This is a genomic window from Citrobacter sp. FDAARGOS_156, from assembly GCF_001559235.2.
GTDB classification, from domain to species: domain Bacteria; phylum Pseudomonadota; class Gammaproteobacteria; order Enterobacterales; family Enterobacteriaceae; genus Citrobacter; species Citrobacter youngae.
Window position 1 is genome coordinate 522,729 of sequence record NZ_CP014030.2, and the last position, 18,374, is coordinate 541,102.

Here is an 18,374-nt window from a genome sequence, read left to right on the forward strand (position 1 = left end):
CGGTAAGCGCAGCGCCTCCGGGCAAAAATATCATATTAAGGAAATTCGTTATGGCACTTTGGGGTGGGCGTTTTACACAGGCAGCAGATCAGCGGTTCAAACAGTTCAACGACTCGTTGCGTTTTGACTACCGCCTGGCAGAGCAGGATATTGTCGGCTCTGTGGCCTGGTCCAAAGCGCTGGTAACCGTCGGCGTACTGACTGCTGATGAACAACTGCAGCTGGAAGAAGCGTTGAATAATCTGCTGGAAGAGGTTCGCGCGAATCCGCAGCAGATCCTGCAAAGCGATGCGGAAGATATTCACAGCTGGGTGGAAGGCAAGCTGATTGATAAAGTCGGGCAGTTAGGTAAAAAACTGCACACCGGGCGTAGCCGTAATGACCAGGTGGCAACTGATCTTAAACTGTGGTGCAAAGACACGGTCATGGAACTGCTGTCTGCTAATCGTCAGTTGCAAAGCGCGTTGGTCGACACCGCGCAAGATAATCAGGACGCGGTTATGCCGGGTTACACACACTTGCAACGTGCACAGCCGGTGACGTTTGCTCACTGGTGTCTGGCTTATGTCGAAATGCTGGCACGTGACGAGAGCCGTCTGCAGGACGCGCTTAAGCGTCTGGACGTTAGTCCGTTAGGCTGCGGCGCGCTGGCGGGTACGGCGTATGAAATCGATCGCGAGCAACTGGCGGGCTGGTTGGGCTTTGCCTCGGCGACCCGCAACAGCCTGGACAGCGTTTCTGATCGTGACCATGTACTGGAGTTGCTCTCTGATGCCTCTATCGGCATGGTGCATCTGTCGCGTTTTGCTGAAGATCTGATTTTCTTTAACACCGGTGAAGCGGGCTTTGTCGAGCTGTCCGATCGTGTGACCTCAGGTTCATCTCTGATGCCGCAGAAGAAAAACCCGGATGCATTAGAGCTGATCCGTGGCAAATGCGGTCGCGTGCAGGGTGCGCTGACCGGCATGATGATGACGTTAAAAGGCCTCCCGCTGGCATACAACAAAGATATGCAGGAAGACAAAGAAGGGCTGTTCGACGCGCTCGACACCTGGCTGGACTGTCTGCATATGGCCGCGCTGGTGCTGGATGGCATCCAGGTGAAACGTCCGCGTTGTCAGGAAGCGGCGCAGCAGGGTTATGCCAACGCCACTGAATTGGCGGATTATCTGGTTGCCAAAGGTGTTCCGTTCCGCGAAGCACACCATATCGTAGGTGAGACGGTGGTTGAGGCGATTCGTCAGGGTAAACCGCTGGAAGCGCTGTCGCTTGCTGACTTGCAAAAGTTCAGCAGCGTCATTGGCGATGATGTCTATCCGATACTCTCACTGCAATCCTGTCTGGATAAGCGTGCGGCGAAAGGCGGCGTATCGCCGCAGCAGGTCGCGCAGGCAATCGACGATGCAAAGGCGCGTCTCGCATAACCTTTGTTGTTGTAGGCCTGATAAGCGTAGCGTCATCAGGCAAAAAGTTATCAGAGCCTGGCATTAAGCCGGGCTTTTTTATGCAAAAAAATGCGGACCAGAGGTCCGCAAAAGTTCACGTTGGCTTTAGTTATTTCGAGTATGAGAACGGACAGGCGCTTCAAGGGTTAAAGGGTACCGTTCCGTTTCTGTGGTGCATTATTAAACAGAAAGCTTGATAGGGATAATCGTTCGTTGCTATGCTACCTATCGCCATGAACTATCGTGGCGATGGAGGATGAATAATGAATATTCGTGATCTTGAATACCTGGTGGCGCTAGCCGAGCATCGTCACTTCCGGCGAGCGGCGGACTCCTGCCACGTCAGCCAGCCAACGCTTAGCGGGCAAATCCGCAAACTGGAAGATGAGCTTGGCGTTATGCTGCTGGAGCGTACGAGTCGTAAAGTGCTGTTCACTCAGGCAGGTTTACTGCTGGTGGATCAGGCGCGTACCGTGCTGCGCGAGGTCAAAGTGCTCAAGGAAATGGCAAGCCAACAAGGCGAGACAATGTCAGGCCCGCTGCACATTGGTTTGATCCCAACGGTGGGGCCATACCTGTTGCCGCATATTATCCCTATGTTGCACCAGACCTTCCCGAAACTGGAAATGTACCTGCATGAAGCGCAGACGCATCAGCTGTTAGCGCAACTGGATAGCGGTAAGCTCGACTGCGTGATTCTGGCGTTGGTGAAAGAGAGTGAGGCGTTCATCGAAGTACCGCTATTTGATGAGCCTATGCTGCTGGCGATCTATGAAGATCATCCGTGGGCAAACCGTGACTGTGTACCGATGTCCGATCTGGCGGGTGAAAAACTGCTGATGCTGGAAGATGGGCACTGCCTGCGCGATCAGGCAATGGGCTTCTGCTTTGAAGCGGGTGCTGATGAAGATACCCATTTTCGGGCAACCAGTCTGGAAACGCTGCGTAACATGGTGGCGGCTGGAAGCGGGATTACCTTACTGCCTGCGCTGGCTGTTCCGCCGGAGCGTAAGCGTGATGGTGTCGTTTATCTGCCATGCATTAAACCCGAACCGCGTCGTACGATTGGTCTGGTGTACCGTCCTGGTTCGCCGCTGCGCAGCCGTTATGAACAGCTGGCAGAGGCCATCCGGGGATCAATGGATGGCCATTTCGACAGTGCGTTAAAACAGGCGGTTTAAGCCATTTAGCGCCGCTACCCGATAGGCTTCTGCCATGGTTGGGTAGTTAAAGGTGGTGTTAACGAAGTACTCGATGGTGTTACCACCACCTTTTTGCTCCATGATCGCCTGACCGATATGAATAATTTCGGCTGCGCGTTCCCCAAAGCAGTGGATCCCCAAAATCTCTTTGGTCTCGCGATGGAACAAAATCTTCAGCGTTCCGACACTCATACCGACGATTTGCGCCCGCGCCAGATGTTTAAACTGGGCGCGACCGACTTCGTATGGGACTTTCATTGCCGTTAGCTGCTGTTCGGTTTTACCGACGGAGCTGATTTCCGGAATGGTATAAATCCCGGTCGGGATATCTTCGATCAGATGCGCGGTGGCTTCGCCTTTGACCAGTGCCTGGGCGGCGATACGCCCCTGATCGTAAGCTGCAGATGCCAGGCTTGGGTAACCGATCACATCGCCAACGGCATAGACGTGCGGCAGCGCGGTCTGATACATGCTATTTACTTTTAGCTGCCCGCGACTGTCGGTTTTCAGACCAATATTTTCCAGTGCCAGCGAATCGGTATTACCGGTACGGCCATTGGCGTACAGCAGACAGTCTGCTTTCAGCTTTTTACCGGATTTCAGGTGCATGATGACGCCGTCATCACAGCCTTCAATCCGCTCATACTCTTCATTGTGGCGAATGACCACGCCGCTGTTCCAGAAGTGGTATGAGAGCGAATCGGACATCTCTTGATCGAGGAATGCCAGCAGGCGATCGCGGGTGTTGATTAAATCAACTTTTACGTCCATTCCACGGAAGATCGACGCATATTCACAGCCAATCACGCCTGCGCCATAAATCAGAACATGGCGAGGTTCGTGATGCAGGCTGAGGATAGAATCACTGTCGTAAACGCGTGGGTGCGAAAAATCGACGTCAGTTGGGTGATAAGGGCGTGAGCCACAGGCAATAACAAACTTATCTGCGGTGAGTGTTTCCACTGTACCGTCGTGGCATTCCAGGGCGATCGTGTGTTCATCAACAAAACGGGCATTGCCCTGCAAAATTTCGCAGTGGTTACGCTCGTAAAATCCTTGCCGCATACGCGTTTGCTGATTAATGACGTTATCAGCGTGGTTGAGAATATCGGCGAAAGAAGAACGAAGAAGTCGGGAATGGTCGCTATAAAGTGGGTTCTGATTGAATTCGATAATACGGCTGACTGCGTGGCGGAGCGCTTTCGACGGGATTGTGCCCCAATGGGTACAGCCTCCGCCGACGTTATGATAGCGCTCAATTACCGCGACGCGCGCTCCTTGCTTAACCAGACCCATTGCAGCGCCTTCGCCGCCGGGACCGGAACCTATTACTATTGCATCGTAATCGTAGGAATGTGACATGGTCAGGCTTACCTGTTCTTATACATAAAAGCAACAGAATAGTAACATCGTTGTCGGGATAACCCAATTATCGTTGTGCTTTTTTGCGAAGTCGAAGCACAAACTGCGCGTAAACAATCATTCACAAAGCCATGCCAACCGCCTAATCTCTGGTATAGTGCCAGCAAGGTATGTGGAAGGATTCAGACATCGTGATGGGCGTTAGAGCGCAACAAAAAGAGAAAACCCGGCGTTCGCTGGTAGAAGCCGCATTTAGTCAACTCAGCGCTGAGCGTAGTTTTGCCAGCCTCAGTTTACGCGAAGTCGCTCGTGAAGCGGGCATTGCGCCAACCTCGTTTTATCGCCATTTCCGCGATGTGGATGAACTCGGTCTGACGATGGTGGACGAGAGTGGTCTGATGCTGCGCCAGTTGATGCGCCAGGCGCGTCAGCGCATCGCTAAAGGCGGGAGTGTGATCCGCACCTCGGTCTCAACATTTATGGAGTTCATCGGCAACAATCCTAACGCCTTCCGTTTATTATTGCGCGAGCGTTCGGGGACTTCCGCAGCGTTTCGTGCAGCGGTCGCACGTGAAATTCAGCACTTCATTGCGGAACTTGCGGACTATCTGGAACTCGAAAACCATATGCCTCGTGCGTTTACTGAAGCGCAAGCCGAAGCCATGGTAACCATTGTTTTCAGCGCCGGGGCAGAAGCACTGGATGTTGGCGCTGAACAGCGTCGGCAGCTGGAAGAGCGGCTGGTATTGCAACTGCGCATGATCGCGAAAGGCGCATTTTATTGGTACCGCCGTGAACAAGAGAAGATGACGCACCACTCCGAGTAACGAGAAGGACAAGCAATGAAACAGTCAGGTCAAGATAAAGGTACGCTGCTGCTGGCGCTGGTTGCTGGCTTATCGATCAATGGCACATTTGCGGCGCTGTTTAGCTCCATTGTGCCATTCTCAGTATTCCCGATTATTTCGCTGGTGCTGACGGTTTATTGTCTGCATCAACGCTATCAGAACCGCACTATGCCTGTGGGGCTACCGGGCCTGGCTGCCGCCTGTTTTATTCTCGGCGTTCTGTTGTACAGCACCGTGGTACGTGCTGAATATCCGGATATTGGCTCTAACTTCTTCCCGGCGGTACTGTCGGTGATTCTGGTGTTCTGGATCGGCTTTAAAGTGCGTAACCGTAAACAGGAAATTGTGGAGTAACCGTTGTCGCTGTAGGCCGGATAAGGCAAAGCCGCCATCCGGCAATCTGAACCGGTAGTGCTTATCCGGCCTCCGTTCAGTCTTACTTCTTCGTTAACAGTACTCCGCACTCCATATGGTGCGTATACGGGAATTGATCGAACAGCGCCAGACGTGAAACATTGTGCGTCTGGCTTAATGTTTCCAGGTTCTTACACAGCGTCTCCGGGTTGCAGGAGATGTACAGAATCCGCGGATACGCCTGCACCATTTTTTCCGTTTCGCTGTCCAGCCCGCTGCGCGGTGGGTCAACGAAAATGGTTTCACACTGGTAACTCTTCAGATCGATTCCCTGCAAACGGTTGAACTCGCGAACACCGTTCATCGCCTGAGTAAACTCTTCGGCCGCCATACGAATAATTTGCACGTTATCAATATGGTTAGCCGCAATGTTGTACTGGGCTGCAGCAACGGAAGGTTTGGCGATTTCGGTGGCCAGTACGCGGTTGAAGTTTTGCGCCAGAGCTAACGAGAAGTTGCCATTACCGCAGTACAGCTCAAGCAGGTCGCCTTTTGATCCTCTGGTGACATCAATTGCCCATTCCAGCATCTGGATATTCATGGCGGCATTCGGCTGGGTAAAACTGTTCTCAACCTGGCGGTAGATAATCTCTTTACCTGCAACCGGCAAGCGTTCGTCAATGTAGTCCTGGTCCAGCTCAATTTTGGTTTTGGTGGCCCGGCCAATCAAATGCACGTTCAGGTTTTGCGCCCGCAGCGCATCCCGCAGCGCTTCGGCTTCCTTACGCCATTCATCATCCAGCTTTTTATGGTACAGCATCGATACCACCGCCTGATCGCTCAGGGTGGTGAGGTAATCAATCTGAAACAGTTTGTGGCGCAGGACGTGGTTGTTGCGTACACCTGCAATCATTGCCGTCATCAGCGTATTGATAAGCTCGCTGGCCGCCGGAAAGCTGTCGACGCGAATACGGTTTTTTGTTTGGCTGTCGAACATGATGTGGTACAGGTCGTCCCCGTCATGCCACAGACGGAACTCGGCACGCATACGGTAATGGCTAACCGGTGAGCGGAACACTTCCGGAGCCTGTGCATAAAATGGCGTCATTAAGCTCTGCAGACGCACCACTTTCTCAGCTAACTGGGCGTCGTACTGTTCTGTCGGAAGGTGTTCGGGGGTCATGATGCGTCCTGAAAAATAAAAGTACGCGGGGATTGTAGGGATTGCTCATCAGATGTCCAGTTATTGATGATTTCCGATATTGTGATATCCGGTCTGGACACCAGGTTGTAACAAACTGTAGCATCCGTTTTCCGGTCCTGTGAGTTAAAAGGGAATCCAGTGTAAATCTGGAGCTGACGCGCAGCGGTAAGGAAAGGTGAAATGAGAGCGTAAAGCAGACACTGCCTGTGGGTGGGAAGTCCTCATTTCTTTTTATTCGGTATCCTGAATAACCTTCCAAGCCCGAAGACCTGCCGGCTAACGTCGCATCTGGTTTTCACTATCGCGTACTATCGGTGGACCTGCGGCATCCTTCTTATATTGTGGATGCTTTACAATGATTAAAAAATCGTTGCTGTTGACGGCGCTTTCCGTCGCGGCATCTTCTGGTTGGGCGCAGGATGCTAGCCCAGATACTCTCGTCGTTACTGCCAACCGTTTTCAGCAGCCCCTAAGTGCAGTACTTGCACCCATCACCGTCGTTACACGTCAGGACATCGATCGCTGGCAATCTACCTCGGTAAACGATGTATTGCGTCGTTTGCCTGGTGTTGATATCGCACAAAGCGGCGGTATGGGGCAAAACTCGTCTATTTTTATTCGCGGTACTAACTCCAGCCATGTTCTGGTGTTGATAGATGGTGTGCGTCTTAATTTAGCGGGAGTTAGCGGCTCGGCCGATCTTAGCCAGTTCCCGGTATCGCTGGTGCAACGTATTGAGTATATCCGCGGGCCGCGTTCCGCTATATATGGTTCGGATGCGATTGGCGGCGTGGTGAATATCATTACTACGCGCGAAAAACCAGGGACGGAACTGACTGCCGGCGTGGGAAGCAATGGGTATCAAAATTACGATATCGCAACCCAACAACAGCTTGGCGAAAATACGCGTGTCACGTTGATGGGCGATTATGCCTACACCAAAGGCTTCGATGTCGTGGCCTACGGTAGCACTGGCGCACAGGCTCAACCGGATAAAGACGGTTTCTTAAGCAAGACGCTGTATGGCGCACTGGAGCACAACTTCTCCGAGACATGGAGCGGGTTTGTTCGTGGTTATGGTTATGATAACCGCACAGATTATGACTCGTATTATTCTCCTGGCTCGGCGCTACTTGATACCCGACAGCTGTATAGCCAGAGCTGGGACGCTGGGTTACGTTTTAATGGCGAGCTGATTCAGTCACAACTGGTTTCGAGCTACAGCCACAGTAAAGACTACAACTATGATCCGAACTATGGCCGCTATGATTCCTCGGCCACGTTAGATGATATGAAGCAGTATAATGTTCAGTGGTCAAACAGCATAGTTGTTGGCCACGGTAACATTGGTGCAGGCGTGGACTGGCAAAAGCAAACTACGGAACCAGGCACTGGGTATGTTACGGACGGTTACGACCAACGTAATACTGGCCTTTATTTGACGGGATTGCAGCAGCTTGGTGACTTCACCTTCGAAGGTGCAGCACGTAGTGATGATAACTCTGAGTTTGGTCGTCATGGTACATGGCAAACCAGTGCCGGATGGGAGTTTATCGAAGGCTATCGTTTCATTGCCTCCTATGGCACATCTTACAAAGCGCCAAATTTGGGTCAGTTGCATGGCTATTACGGCAATGCAAACCTTGATCCCGAAGAGAGTAAGCAGTGGGAAGGGGCGTTTGAAGGGATAACATCAGGGGTTAACTGGCGCGTGTCAGGGTATCGCAACGATATCGATGACATGATCGACTACAACACCCACACTCAAAAGTACTACAACGAAGGCAAAGCGCGTATTAAAGGTATCGAAGCGACTGCAAACTTCGACACCGGGCCGTTGGCGCATACGCTTAGCTACGACTACGTAGATTCGCGTAATGCGATTACCAACGAGCCACTGGCTCGTCGTTCTAAACAGCAGGTGAAATACCAGCTCGACTGGCAGGTCTATGATTTTGATTGGGGCCTGACATATCAATATCTGGGGACGCGATACGATACGGACTACGTTACTTATCAACCGGTAAAAATGGGCGGTGTGAGTTTGTGGGATTTGGCAGTGTCATATCCGATCACCTCACAACTGACAGTTCGTGGTAAAATCGCCAACCTGTTCGATAAAGATTACGAGACAGTTTATGGCTACCCAACTGCAGGACGGGAATACACCTTGTCTGGCAGCTACACCTTCTGATTCACGTCCCACCGTGCTGGTGTTTGATTCCGGCGTCGGTGGGTTGTCGGTCTACAATGAGATCCGGAATCTCCTGCCGGATCTCCACTATATATATGCTTTCGATAACGTCGCCTTTCCTTATGGTGAGAAAAGCGAAGAGTTTATCGTTGAGCGTGTTGTTGAGATTGTGACTGCAGTTCAGCAACGATATCCCCTCGCACTTGCGGTTATCGCATGCAATACCGCCAGCACGGTGTCACTCCCGGCATTACGTGAAAAGTTCGCTTTTCCGGTTGTCGGTGTGGTGCCTGCGATTAAACCCGCGGCGCGGCTCACGGCGAATGGTATTGTAGGGCTACTGGCGACGCGCGCGACGGTGAAACGCTCGTACACACACGAATTGATTGCGCGCTTTGCTAACGAGTGTCAGATAGCGATGTTGGGATCCGCTGAGTTGGTGGAGCTGGCAGAAGCGAAGCTGCACGGCGAAACAGTTTCTCTGGAAGAGCTGCGCCGTATTCTGAGACCGTGGCTGCGGATGTCGGAACCTCCTGATACGGTGGTCCTTGGATGCACCCATTTCCCTCTATTACAGGAAGAGCTTTTACAGGTCCTGCCCGAGGGGACGAGGCTGGTGGATTCTGGTGCTGCGATTGCGCGTCGAACGGCCTGGTTATTAGAACACGAAGCGCCAGATGCAAAATCGGCCGATGAGAATGTGGCATTTTGCATGGCAATGACAACAGAGGCTGAACAATTATTGCCAGTGTTGCAGCGCTATGGCTTCAAAACGCTCGAAAAACTGGCAATTTAGTCTGTTTTGGTGAAAAAATACGCAATCGGAGAATTATTTTAAATTTCCCCTTGTCAGCCTGAAATAACTCCCTATAATGCGCCTCCACTGACACGGAACAACGGATTACACGCCGCCGGGTCAGCGGAGAAAAGCAAAAATAAATGCTTGACTCTGAATGAGGAAAACGTAATATACGCCACCTCGCGACAGAGCGCTAAAGCGCGTCGCAACTGCTCTTTAACAATTTATCAGACAATCTGTGTGGGCACTCGAAGATACGGATTCTTAACGTCGCAAGACGAAAAATGAATACCAAGTCTCTGAGTGAACATACGTAATTCATTACGAAGTTTAATTCACGAGCATCAAACTTAAATTGAAGAGTTTGATCATGGCTCAGATTGAACGCTGGCGGCAGGCCTAACACATGCAAGTCGAACGGTAGCACAGAGGAGCTTGCTCCTTGGGTGACGAGTGGCGGACGGGTGAGTAATGTCTGGGAAACTGCCCGATGGAGGGGGATAACTACTGGAAACGGTAGCTAATACCGCATAATGTCGCAAGACCAAAGAGGGGGACCTTCGGGCCTCTTGCCATCGGATGTGCCCAGATGGGATTAGCTAGTAGGTGGGGTAACGGCTCACCTAGGCGACGATCCCTAGCTGGTCTGAGAGGATGACCAGCCACACTGGAACTGAGACACGGTCCAGACTCCTACGGGAGGCAGCAGTGGGGAATATTGCACAATGGGCGCAAGCCTGATGCAGCCATGCCGCGTGTATGAAGAAGGCCTTCGGGTTGTAAAGTACTTTCAGCGAGGAGGAAGGCATTAAGGTTAATAACCTTAGTGATTGACGTTACTCGCAGAAGAAGCACCGGCTAACTCCGTGCCAGCAGCCGCGGTAATACGGAGGGTGCAAGCGTTAATCGGAATTACTGGGCGTAAAGCGCACGCAGGCGGTCTGTCAAGTCGGATGTGAAATCCCCGGGCTCAACCTGGGAACTGCATCCGAAACTGGCAGGCTAGAGTCTTGTAGAGGGGGGTAGAATTCCAGGTGTAGCGGTGAAATGCGTAGAGATCTGGAGGAATACCGGTGGCGAAGGCGGCCCCCTGGACAAAGACTGACGCTCAGGTGCGAAAGCGTGGGGAGCAAACAGGATTAGATACCCTGGTAGTCCACGCCGTAAACGATGTCGACTTGGAGGTTGTGCCCTTGAGGCGTGGCTTCCGGAGCTAACGCGTTAAGTCGACCGCCTGGGGAGTACGGCCGCAAGGTTAAAACTCAAATGAATTGACGGGGGCCCGCACAAGCGGTGGAGCATGTGGTTTAATTCGATGCAACGCGAAGAACCTTACCTACTCTTGACATCCACGGAACTTGCCAGAGATGGCTTGGTGCCTTCGGGAACCGTGAGACAGGTGCTGCATGGCTGTCGTCAGCTCGTGTTGTGAAATGTTGGGTTAAGTCCCGCAACGAGCGCAACCCTTATCCTTTGTTGCCAGCGATTCGGTCGGGAACTCAAAGGAGACTGCCAGTGATAAACTGGAGGAAGGTGGGGATGACGTCAAGTCATCATGGCCCTTACGAGTAGGGCTACACACGTGCTACAATGGCGCATACAAAGAGAAGCGACCTCGCGAGAGCAAGCGGACCTCATAAAGTGCGTCGTAGTCCGGATTGGAGTCTGCAACTCGACTCCATGAAGTCGGAATCGCTAGTAATCGTGGATCAGAATGCCACGGTGAATACGTTCCCGGGCCTTGTACACACCGCCCGTCACACCATGGGAGTGGGTTGCAAAAGAAGTAGGTAGCTTAACCTTCGGGAGGGCGCTTACCACTTTGTGATTCATGACTGGGGTGAAGTCGTAACAAGGTAACCGTAGGGGAACCTGCGGTTGGATCACCTCCTTACCTTAAAGAAACGTTCTTTGTAGTGCTCACACAGATTGTCTGATGAAAATTAGCAGTAAGAAAATCTCTGCAGGCTTGTAGCTCAGGTGGTTAGAGCGCACCCCTGATAAGGGTGAGGTCGGTGGTTCAAGTCCACTCAGGCCTACCAAATTCGCCTCCGTGCTGTGTTACGGCGATGCTCGCATACTTCAGTATGCTTCGCACCACCGCGCCTTGCCCGGAAACGAATTAGGGTACAGAGACTAGCATTTACGATGGGGTTATAGCTCAGCTGGGAGAGCGCCTGCTTTGCACGCAGGAGGTCTGCGGTTCGATCCCGCATAGCTCCACCATCTTTACTGCAAAAACACAAGAAAACTTCAGAGTGTACCTGAAAAGGTTCACTGCGAAGTTTTGCTCTTTAAAAATCTGGATCAAGCTGAAAATTGAAACGACACACTGTTTCATTTCTCCGTAATAAGAAATGAAAAGCGGTGTGTTCGAGTCTCTCAAATTTTCGCAACACGGTGATGTTTTACGAAACATCTTCGGGTTGTGAGGTTAAGCGACTAAGCGTACACGGTGGATGCCCTGGCAGTCAGAGGCGATGAAGGACGTGCTAATCTGCGATAAGCGTCGGTGAGGTGATATGAACCGTTATAACCGGCGATTTCCGAATGGGGAAACCCAGTGTGTTTCGACACACTATCATTACGTGAATCCATAGCGTAATGAAGCGAACCGGGGGAACTGAAACATCTAAGTACCCCGAGGAAAAGAAATCAACCGAGATTCCCCCAGTAGCGGCGAGCGAACGGGGAGCAGCCCAGAGTCTGAATCAGCTTGTGTGTTAGTGGAACGGTCTGGAAAGTCCGACGGTACAGGGTGATAGTCCCGTACACCAAAATGCACAGGTTGTGAACTCGAAGAGTAGGGCGGGACACGTGGTATCCTGTCTGAATATGGGGGGACCATCCTCCAAGGCTAAATACTCCTGACTGACCGATAGTGAACCAGTACCGTGAGGGAAAGGCGAAAAGAACCCCGGCGAGGGGAGTGAAAAAGAACCTGAAACCGTGTACGTACAAGCAGTGGGAGCCTCTTTATGGGGTGACTGCGTACCTTTTGTATAATGGGTCAGCGACTTATATTCTGTAGCAAGGTTAACCGAATAGGGGAGCCGAAGGGAAACCGAGTCTTAACTGGGCGTTAAGTTGCAGGGTATAGACCCGAAACCCGGTGATCTAGCCATGGGCAGGTTGAAGGTTGGGTAACACTAACTGGAGGACCGAACCGACTAATGTTGAAAAATTAGCGGATGACTTGTGGCTGGGGGTGAAAGGCCAATCAAACCGGGAGATAGCTGGTTCTCCCCGAAAGCTATTTAGGTAGCGCCTCGTGAATTCATCTTCGGGGGTAGAGCACTGTTTCGGCTAGGGGGTCATCCCGACTTACCAACCCGATGCAAACTGCGAATACCGAAGAATGTTATCACGGGAGACACACGGCGGGTGCTAACGTCCGTCGTGAAGAGGGAAACAACCCAGACCGCCAGCTAAGGTCCCAAAGTCACAGTTAAGTGGGAAACGATGTGGGAAGGCACAGACAGCCAGGATGTTGGCTTAGAAGCAGCCATCATTTAAAGAAAGCGTAATAGCTCACTGGTCGAGTCGGCCTGCGCGGAAGATGTAACGGGGCTAAACTGTGCACCGAAGCTGCGGCAGCGACACTATGTGTTGTTGGGTAGGGGAGCGTTCTGTAAGCCGTTGAAGGTGTGTCGTGAGGCATGCTGGAGGTATCAGAAGTGCGAATGCTGACATAAGTAACGATAATGCGGGTGAAAAACCCGCACGCCGGAAGACCAAGGGTTCCTGTCCAACGTTAATCGGGGCAGGGTGAGTCGACCCCTAAGGCGAGGCCGAAAGGCGTAGTCGATGGGAAACAGGTTAATATTCCTGTACTTGGTGTTACTGCGAAGGGGGGACGGAGAAGGCTATGTTAGCCGGGCGACGGTTGTCCCGGTTTAAGCATGTAGGCGGAGGTTCCAGGTAAATCCGGTACCTTTTTAACGCTGAGGTGTGATGACGAGGCACTACGGTGCTGAAGTAACAAATGCCCTGCTTCCAGGAAAAGCCTCTAAGCATCAGGTAACACGAAATCGTACCCCAAACCGACACAGGTGGTCAGGTAGAGAATACCAAGGCGCTTGAGAGAACTCGGGTGAAGGAACTAGGCAAAATGGTGCCGTAACTTCGGGAGAAGGCACGCTGATATGTAGGTGAAGTGATTTACTCATGGAGCTGAAATCAGTCGAAGATACCAGCTGGCTGCAACTGTTTATTAAAAACACAGCACTGTGCAAACACGAAAGTGGACGTATACGGTGTGACGCCTGCCCGGTGCCGGAAGGTTAATTGATGGGGTTATCCGTAAGGAGAAGCTCTTGATCGAAGCCCCGGTAAACGGCGGCCGTAACTATAACGGTCCTAAGGTAGCGAAATTCCTTGTCGGGTAAGTTCCGACCTGCACGAATGGCGTAATGATGGCCAGGCTGTCTCCACCCGAGACTCAGTGAAATTGAACTCGCTGTGAAGATGCAGTGTACCCGCGGCAAGACGGAAAGACCCCGTGAACCTTTACTATAGCTTGACACTGAACACTGGTCCTTGATGTGTAGGATAGGTGGGAGGCTTTGAAGTGTGGACGCCAGTCTGCATGGAGCCAACCTTGAAATACCACCCTTTAATGGCTGGTGTTCTAACGTGGACCCGTAATCCGGGTTGCGGACAGTGTCTGGTGGGTAGTTTGACTGGGGCGGTCTCCTCCTAAAGAGTAACGGAGGAGCACGAAGGTTAGCTAATCCTGGTCGGACATCAGGAGGTTAGTGCAAAGGCATAAGCTAGCTTGACTGCGAGAGTGACGGCTCGAGCAGGTGCGAAAGCAGGTCTTAGTGATCCGGTGGTTCTGAATGGAAGGGCCATCGCTCAACGGATAAAAGGTACTCCGGGGATAACAGGCTGATACCGCCCAAGAGTTCATATCGACGGCGGTGTTTGGCACCTCGATGTCGGCTCATCACATCCTGGGGCTGAAGTAGGTCCCAAGGGTATGGCTGTTCGCCATTTAAAGTGGTACGCGAGCTGGGTTTAGAACGTCGTGAGACAGTTCGGTCCCTATCTGCCGTGGGCGCTGGAGAATTGAGGGGGGCTGCTCCTAGTACGAGAGGACCGGAGTGGACGCATCACTGGTGTTCGGGTTGTCATGCCAATGGCATTGCCCGGTAGCTAAATGCGGAAGAGATAAGTGCTGAAAGCATCTAAGCACGAAACTTGCCCCGAGATGAGTTCTCCCTGAGACTATAAGTCTCCTGAAGGAACGTTAAAGACGATGACGTTGATAGGTCGGGTGTGTAAGTGTAGCGATACATTGAGCTAACCGATACTAATGAACCGTGAGGCTTAACCTTACAACGCCGAAGATGTTTTGGCGAAGAGACATCAGATTCAGCTTGATTACAGATGACATCAGAACGCAGAAGCGGTCTGATAAACAGAATTTGCCTGGCGGCTGTAGCGCGGTGGTCCCACCTGACCCCATGCCGAACTCAGAAGTGAAACGCCGTAGCGCCGATGGTAGTGTGGGGTCTCCCCATGCGAGAGTAGGGAACTGCCAGGCATCAAATAAAGTGAAGAAGCCCATCCTGACGGATGGGCTTTTTTACGTCTGTATTTCCGGATAACCAGGCTGTTGTAGGCCTGATAAGCGCAGCGCATCAGGCAGATCGCAGCACCATCGGGTGCAAAGCAATATCCTGAGCCTCCATAACACAAGCCATCCTGCGGTATATGCGGTAAACTAGGCGCGATTTTGCATCAGGAAAGCGTCTATGAATCACTCCCTTAAAGCCTGGAACACCTTCGGTATCGATCAGCAAACGAATGAACTTGTCTGCGCCGAAAATGAACAACAATTACTGAATGCCTGGCAATCAGCCAATGCATCGCATCATCCAGTACTGATTCTGGGCGAAGGGAGTAACGTCCTGTTTCTTGATACCTTCCAGGGAACGGTGATCGTCAACCGTATCAAAGGTATAGAGGTTACAGAGAAGCCTGACGCGTGGTACCTACACGTTGGGGCTGGTGAGAACTGGCATCATCTGGTACAGCATACATTGCAGCTTGGCATGCCTGGACTGGAAAACCTGGCGCTTATTCCCGGCTGTGTTGGCTCATCGCCAATCCAGAATATTGGTGCTTATGGTGTGGAACTTCAGCGTGTTTGCGAATATGTGGACTGCATTGAACTGGCTACCGGTAAGCATCTGCGTGTAAGTGCCACAGAATGCCGATTTGGATACCGCGACAGCATCTTCAAGCATGAGTACCAGGATCGTTTCGCGATTGTAGCCGTTGGGCTGCGTTTACCTAAACAGTGGCAGCCCGTCCTCACTTACGGTGACCTGACGCGCCTGGATCCTTCAACGGTAACGCCTCAGCAGGTTTTTGATTCTGTTTGTCATATGCGCACCACAAAGCTGCCCGATCCAAAAGTAAACGGTAATGCGGGGAGTTTCTTTAAAAATCCGGTTGTCAGTTCGAATATCGCACAGGAACTTCTGGCGAAATTTCCGATTGCGCCTCATTATCCGCAGGCTGATGGTTCTGTGAAACTGGCTGCTGGCTGGCTTATCGATCAATGCCAGCTTAAAGGCATGCGCATTGGTGGCGCAGCGGTACATCAGCAGCAGGCACTGGTGCTGATCAATGCAGATAATGCGACGAGTCAGGATGTAGTGCAACTTGCACACCATGTGCGCCAAAAAGTCGGTGAGAAATTTAATGTCTGGCTCGAACCAGAGGTCCGGTTTATTGGTCCGCAGGGTGAGGTGAATGCCGTGGAGATCGTTGCATGAAGGATAATACCGTCCCCCTGACGCTTATTTCATTATTAGCCGATGGCGAATTTCACTCCGGTGAGCAACTCGGTGAAACGCTGGGAATGAGCCGTGCGGCAATCAATAAGCATGTCCAGACGCTACGTGACTGGGGTGTTGATGTATTTACTGTCCCTGGTAAAGGATACAGCTTACCGGAGCCTATCCAACTATTAGATGCCTCACTTATTCATTCTCAACTGGATGGTGGAAATATCACTGTCCTGCCGGTTATCGACTCAACCAATCAGTACCTGATGGACCGAATAGGTCAGCTGGAGTCAGGGGATGCCTGCGTCGCTGAATATCAGCAGGCCGGGCGCGGCCGCCGTGGACGTAAATGGTTCTCTCCCTTTGGCGCTAACCTATACCTCTCGATGTTCTGGCGGCTGGAACAAGGGCCGGCCGCTGCAATTGGTCTGAGTCTGGTGATTGGTATCGTCATGGCTGAGGTTTTACGCGATCTGGGTGCGGATAAAGTACGTGTTAAATGGCCTAATGATCTCTATTTGCTCGATCGTAAACTGGCAGGGATCCTGGTTGAACTGACCGGTAAGACGGGTGATGCCGCACAAATCGTTATTGGTGCCGGAATTAACATGTCTATGCGCCGGGTCGAAGAGAATGTGGTTAATCAGGGGTGGATTAACCTACAGGAAGCAGGCATAAACATTGACCGCAATACTCTTGCGGCTCGACTGATCCGCGAGCTTCGTGCTGCACTGATACTGTTTGAGCAAGAGGGGTTAGTGCCTTATTTATCACGCTGGAAGGCACTTGATAACTTTATCAACCGCCCGGTTAAACTCATTATTGGCGATAAAGAAATATTTGGTGTCTCGCGGGGAATAGATACTCAAGGTGCACTATTGCTGGAGCAGAATGGTGAGATAAAGCCATGGATGGGTGGGGAAATATCGCTCAGAAGCGCTGAATAATAAAAAGAAGGGGAGCATCGGCTCCCCTTTTTTATTTATTTTCTTAACCTGACTTGCTCAACGGCATGATTGGCACTTTTAGTCATTATCAAGCTGGCTCTTTCACGCGTTGGTAAAATATTTTGCTTTAAATTCAGCCAGTTGATTTCTTTCCATAGCGATGTGGCAGTGTTGATAGCCTCATCTTCTGATAATTTTGCATAGTTATGGAAATAAGAGTCCGGGTTGGTAAACGCCCCTTCACGGAATTTCAGAAAACGGTTGATATACCACGTCTGGAGTAATTCTTCTGGCGCATCAACATAAATAGAAAAGTCGACAAAGTCAGAAACAAATACATGATGTGGATCGTGAGGATAGTCCATCCCGCTTTGTAATACATTTAGCCCTTCGAGTATTAATATGTCGGGCTGGGCAACGGTTTTGTCACCATCAGGGATCACATCATAGATCAGATGAGAATAGACCGGCGCTGTGACGTTAGGGACGCCTGACTTCAGGTCGGAAACAAATTTTACCAGACGGTGCATATCATAAGACTGAGGGAAGCCTTTCTTCTTCATGAGCCCGCGTTCTTTCAACACCTGGTTTGGGTGAAGAAACCCATCGGTCGTAATCAGCTCAACTTTGCGGTGCTCTGGCCAGCGGCTAAGCAGTGCCTGCAAAACGCGCGCTGTCGTACTTTTACCGACAGCGACGCTGCCAGCAATACTAATGATATAAGGAATACGCTCGCCATTCGTGCCTAAAAATTGCTCCAGCACTGCCTGACGTCGCAGGTTCGAACTGATGTAAAAATTTAGCAAACGCGATAGAGGCAAATAAATCTCGGCAACTTCTTCCAGCGATAAGTCTTCGTTAATGCCTTTAAGACGAGCAATCTCTTCCTCGGTCAGGGTCATCGGCACTGAATCACGAAGCGCAGCCCACTGGTTGCGATCAAACTGTAGGTAAGGCGACGTTAACGCTTGCTCTTTTATACTCATACGCATGGTCTGGCTGTCATTGCTATATCAGGTCAGTGATAAAAAACGAAATCATCCCCGGCACGCAATGGCACGCACATTTCAGTTAATTTGGACAATGGGCAGGAGGGTAACACCAGATGAGGGGGAATAATAAGAAAAAATCGTCCCCTGAAAAGCATTGTGACGAGTATTCCAGATGTATAAAGATGTGCTTTCTCTCTGTCTGGACGTGAATAACGGAGCAAAACTCT

General features: G+C 51.4%; 11 protein-coding genes, 2 tRNA genes, 3 rRNA genes and 1 riboswitch. Of the genes, 13 read left to right on the plus strand and 3 right to left on the minus strand.

The features are described 5' to 3' along the window. Window positions 1-50: 50 nt before the first annotated feature. A complete protein-coding gene (gene argH, locus AL515_RS02540) occupies window positions 51-1,424 on the plus strand; it encodes an argininosuccinate lyase (protein WP_048213973.1) in 1,374 nt (457 codons plus the stop codon). A 284-nt stretch (window positions 1,425-1,708) separates the two neighbouring features. Beyond that, complete coding sequence (gene oxyR / locus AL515_RS02545; protein WP_003028858.1) at window positions 1,709-2,626, plus strand: DNA-binding transcriptional regulator OxyR; 918 nt, start codon at window positions 1,709-1,711, stop codon at window positions 2,624-2,626. Here the strand turns inward: oxyR and sthA are convergent. Continuing rightward, the gene (gene sthA, locus AL515_RS02550; RefSeq protein ID WP_040233022.1) at window positions 2,609-4,009 is read right to left on the minus strand and encodes a Si-specific NAD(P)(+) transhydrogenase; all 1,401 of its coding nucleotides are present in this window, start codon (window positions 4,007-4,009) and stop codon (window positions 2,609-2,611) included. The genes oxyR and sthA overlap by 18 nt on opposite strands. Before the next feature lie 191 nt (window positions 4,010-4,200). Here sthA and fabR point away from each other — a divergent pair, with 191 nt between their 5' ends. After that, the gene (gene fabR / locus AL515_RS02555) at window positions 4,201-4,836 is read left to right on the plus strand and encodes an HTH-type transcriptional repressor FabR (protein WP_003028862.1); all 636 of its coding nucleotides are present in this window, start codon (window positions 4,201-4,203) and stop codon (window positions 4,834-4,836) included. A 15-nt stretch (window positions 4,837-4,851) separates the two neighbouring features. Next, a complete protein-coding gene (locus AL515_RS02560; RefSeq protein WP_003028863.1) occupies window positions 4,852-5,211 on the plus strand; it encodes a YijD family membrane protein in 360 nt (119 codons plus the stop codon). A gap of 82 nt (window positions 5,212-5,293) precedes the next feature. On the opposite strand, the gene trmA is transcribed toward AL515_RS02560, so the two are convergent. Then, window positions 5,294-6,394, minus strand: a complete 1,101-nt coding sequence (gene trmA / locus AL515_RS02565; protein ID WP_048213972.1) for a tRNA (uridine(54)-C5)-methyltransferase TrmA — start codon at window positions 6,392-6,394, stop codon at window positions 5,294-5,296. A gap of 115 nt (window positions 6,395-6,509) precedes the next feature. Beyond that, window positions 6,510-6,706, plus strand: a riboswitch (cobalamin riboswitch). 64 nt (window positions 6,707-6,770) lie between these two features. Between trmA and btuB the strand changes: the two genes are divergently transcribed. The 9 genes from btuB (at window position 6,771) to birA (ending at window position 17,155) form a co-directional block, all read left to right on the plus strand. Next, window positions 6,771-8,609 (plus strand): TonB-dependent vitamin B12 receptor BtuB, encoded by a 1,839-nt coding sequence (gene btuB / locus AL515_RS02570; RefSeq protein ID WP_061066986.1) that lies wholly within the window; start codon window positions 6,771-6,773, stop codon window positions 8,607-8,609. After that, window positions 8,554-9,405, plus strand: a complete 852-nt coding sequence (murI, locus tag AL515_RS02575) for a glutamate racemase (protein ID WP_048213970.1) — start codon at window positions 8,554-8,556, stop codon at window positions 9,403-9,405. Before btuB ends, murI begins: the two co-directional genes overlap by 56 nt. 355 nt (window positions 9,406-9,760) lie before the next feature. Then, window positions 9,761-11,302 (plus strand): 16S ribosomal RNA (locus tag AL515_RS02580). 71 nt (window positions 11,303-11,373) lie between these two features. Then, window positions 11,374-11,450, plus strand: a tRNA-Ile gene (locus AL515_RS02585). A gap of 108 nt (window positions 11,451-11,558) precedes the next feature. Further along, window positions 11,559-11,634, plus strand: a tRNA-Ala gene (locus tag AL515_RS02590). 206 nt (window positions 11,635-11,840) lie between these two features. Further along, window positions 11,841-14,747: ribosomal RNA gene (locus AL515_RS02595) — 23S ribosomal RNA — on the plus strand. 93 nt (window positions 14,748-14,840) lie between these two features. Beyond that, window positions 14,841-14,956 (plus strand): 5S ribosomal RNA (rrf, locus tag AL515_RS02600). The 16S, 23S and 5S rRNA genes sit together here with 2 tRNA genes alongside, the layout of an rRNA operon. Before the next feature lie 211 nt (window positions 14,957-15,167). Next, window positions 15,168-16,196 carry a UDP-N-acetylmuramate dehydrogenase gene (gene murB, locus AL515_RS02605; RefSeq protein ID WP_061066987.1) on the plus strand — a complete coding sequence of 343 codons (1,029 nt, stop codon included), beginning with the start codon at window positions 15,168-15,170 and terminating at the stop codon, window positions 16,194-16,196. Next, complete coding sequence (gene birA, locus AL515_RS02610) at window positions 16,193-17,155, plus strand: bifunctional biotin--[acetyl-CoA-carboxylase] ligase/biotin operon repressor BirA (RefSeq protein ID WP_061066988.1); 963 nt, start codon at window positions 16,193-16,195, stop codon at window positions 17,153-17,155. Before murB ends, birA begins: the two co-directional genes overlap by 4 nt. A gap of 35 nt (window positions 17,156-17,190) precedes the next feature. On the opposite strand, the gene coaA is transcribed toward birA, so the two are convergent. Next, window positions 17,191-18,141 (minus strand): type I pantothenate kinase, encoded by a 951-nt coding sequence (gene coaA, locus AL515_RS02615; RefSeq protein ID WP_043018507.1) that lies wholly within the window; start codon window positions 18,139-18,141, stop codon window positions 17,191-17,193. Window positions 18,142-18,374 lie beyond the last annotated feature (233 nt).

Excerpts from the sequence above, each read along its gene's own strand:
- trmA (WP_048213972.1), bottom strand. The coding sequence starts at position 6,394 with ATGACCCCCGAACACCTTCCGACAGAACAGTACGACGCCCAGTTAGCT.
- btuB (WP_061066986.1), top strand. The coding sequence starts at position 6,771 with ATGATTAAAAAATCGTTGCTGTTGACGGCGCTTTCCGTCGCGGCATCT.
- murB (WP_061066987.1), top strand. The coding sequence starts at position 15,168 with ATGAATCACTCCCTTAAAGCCTGGAACACCTTCGGTATCGATCAGCAA.
- sthA (WP_040233022.1), bottom strand. The coding sequence starts at position 4,009 with ATGTCACATTCCTACGATTACGATGCAATAGTAATAGGTTCCGGTCCC.
- coaA (WP_043018507.1), bottom strand. The coding sequence starts at position 18,141 with ATGAGTATAAAAGAGCAAGCGTTAACGTCGCCTTACCTACAGTTTGAT.
- argH (WP_048213973.1), top strand. The coding sequence starts at position 51 with ATGGCACTTTGGGGTGGGCGTTTTACACAGGCAGCAGATCAGCGGTTC.
- oxyR (WP_003028858.1), top strand. The coding sequence starts at position 1,709 with ATGAATATTCGTGATCTTGAATACCTGGTGGCGCTAGCCGAGCATCGT.
- birA (WP_061066988.1), top strand. The coding sequence starts at position 16,193 with ATGAAGGATAATACCGTCCCCCTGACGCTTATTTCATTATTAGCCGAT.
- murI (WP_048213970.1), top strand. The coding sequence starts at position 8,554 with ATGGCTACCCAACTGCAGGACGGGAATACACCTTGTCTGGCAGCTACA.
- AL515_RS02560 (WP_003028863.1), top strand. The coding sequence starts at position 4,852 with ATGAAACAGTCAGGTCAAGATAAAGGTACGCTGCTGCTGGCGCTGGTT.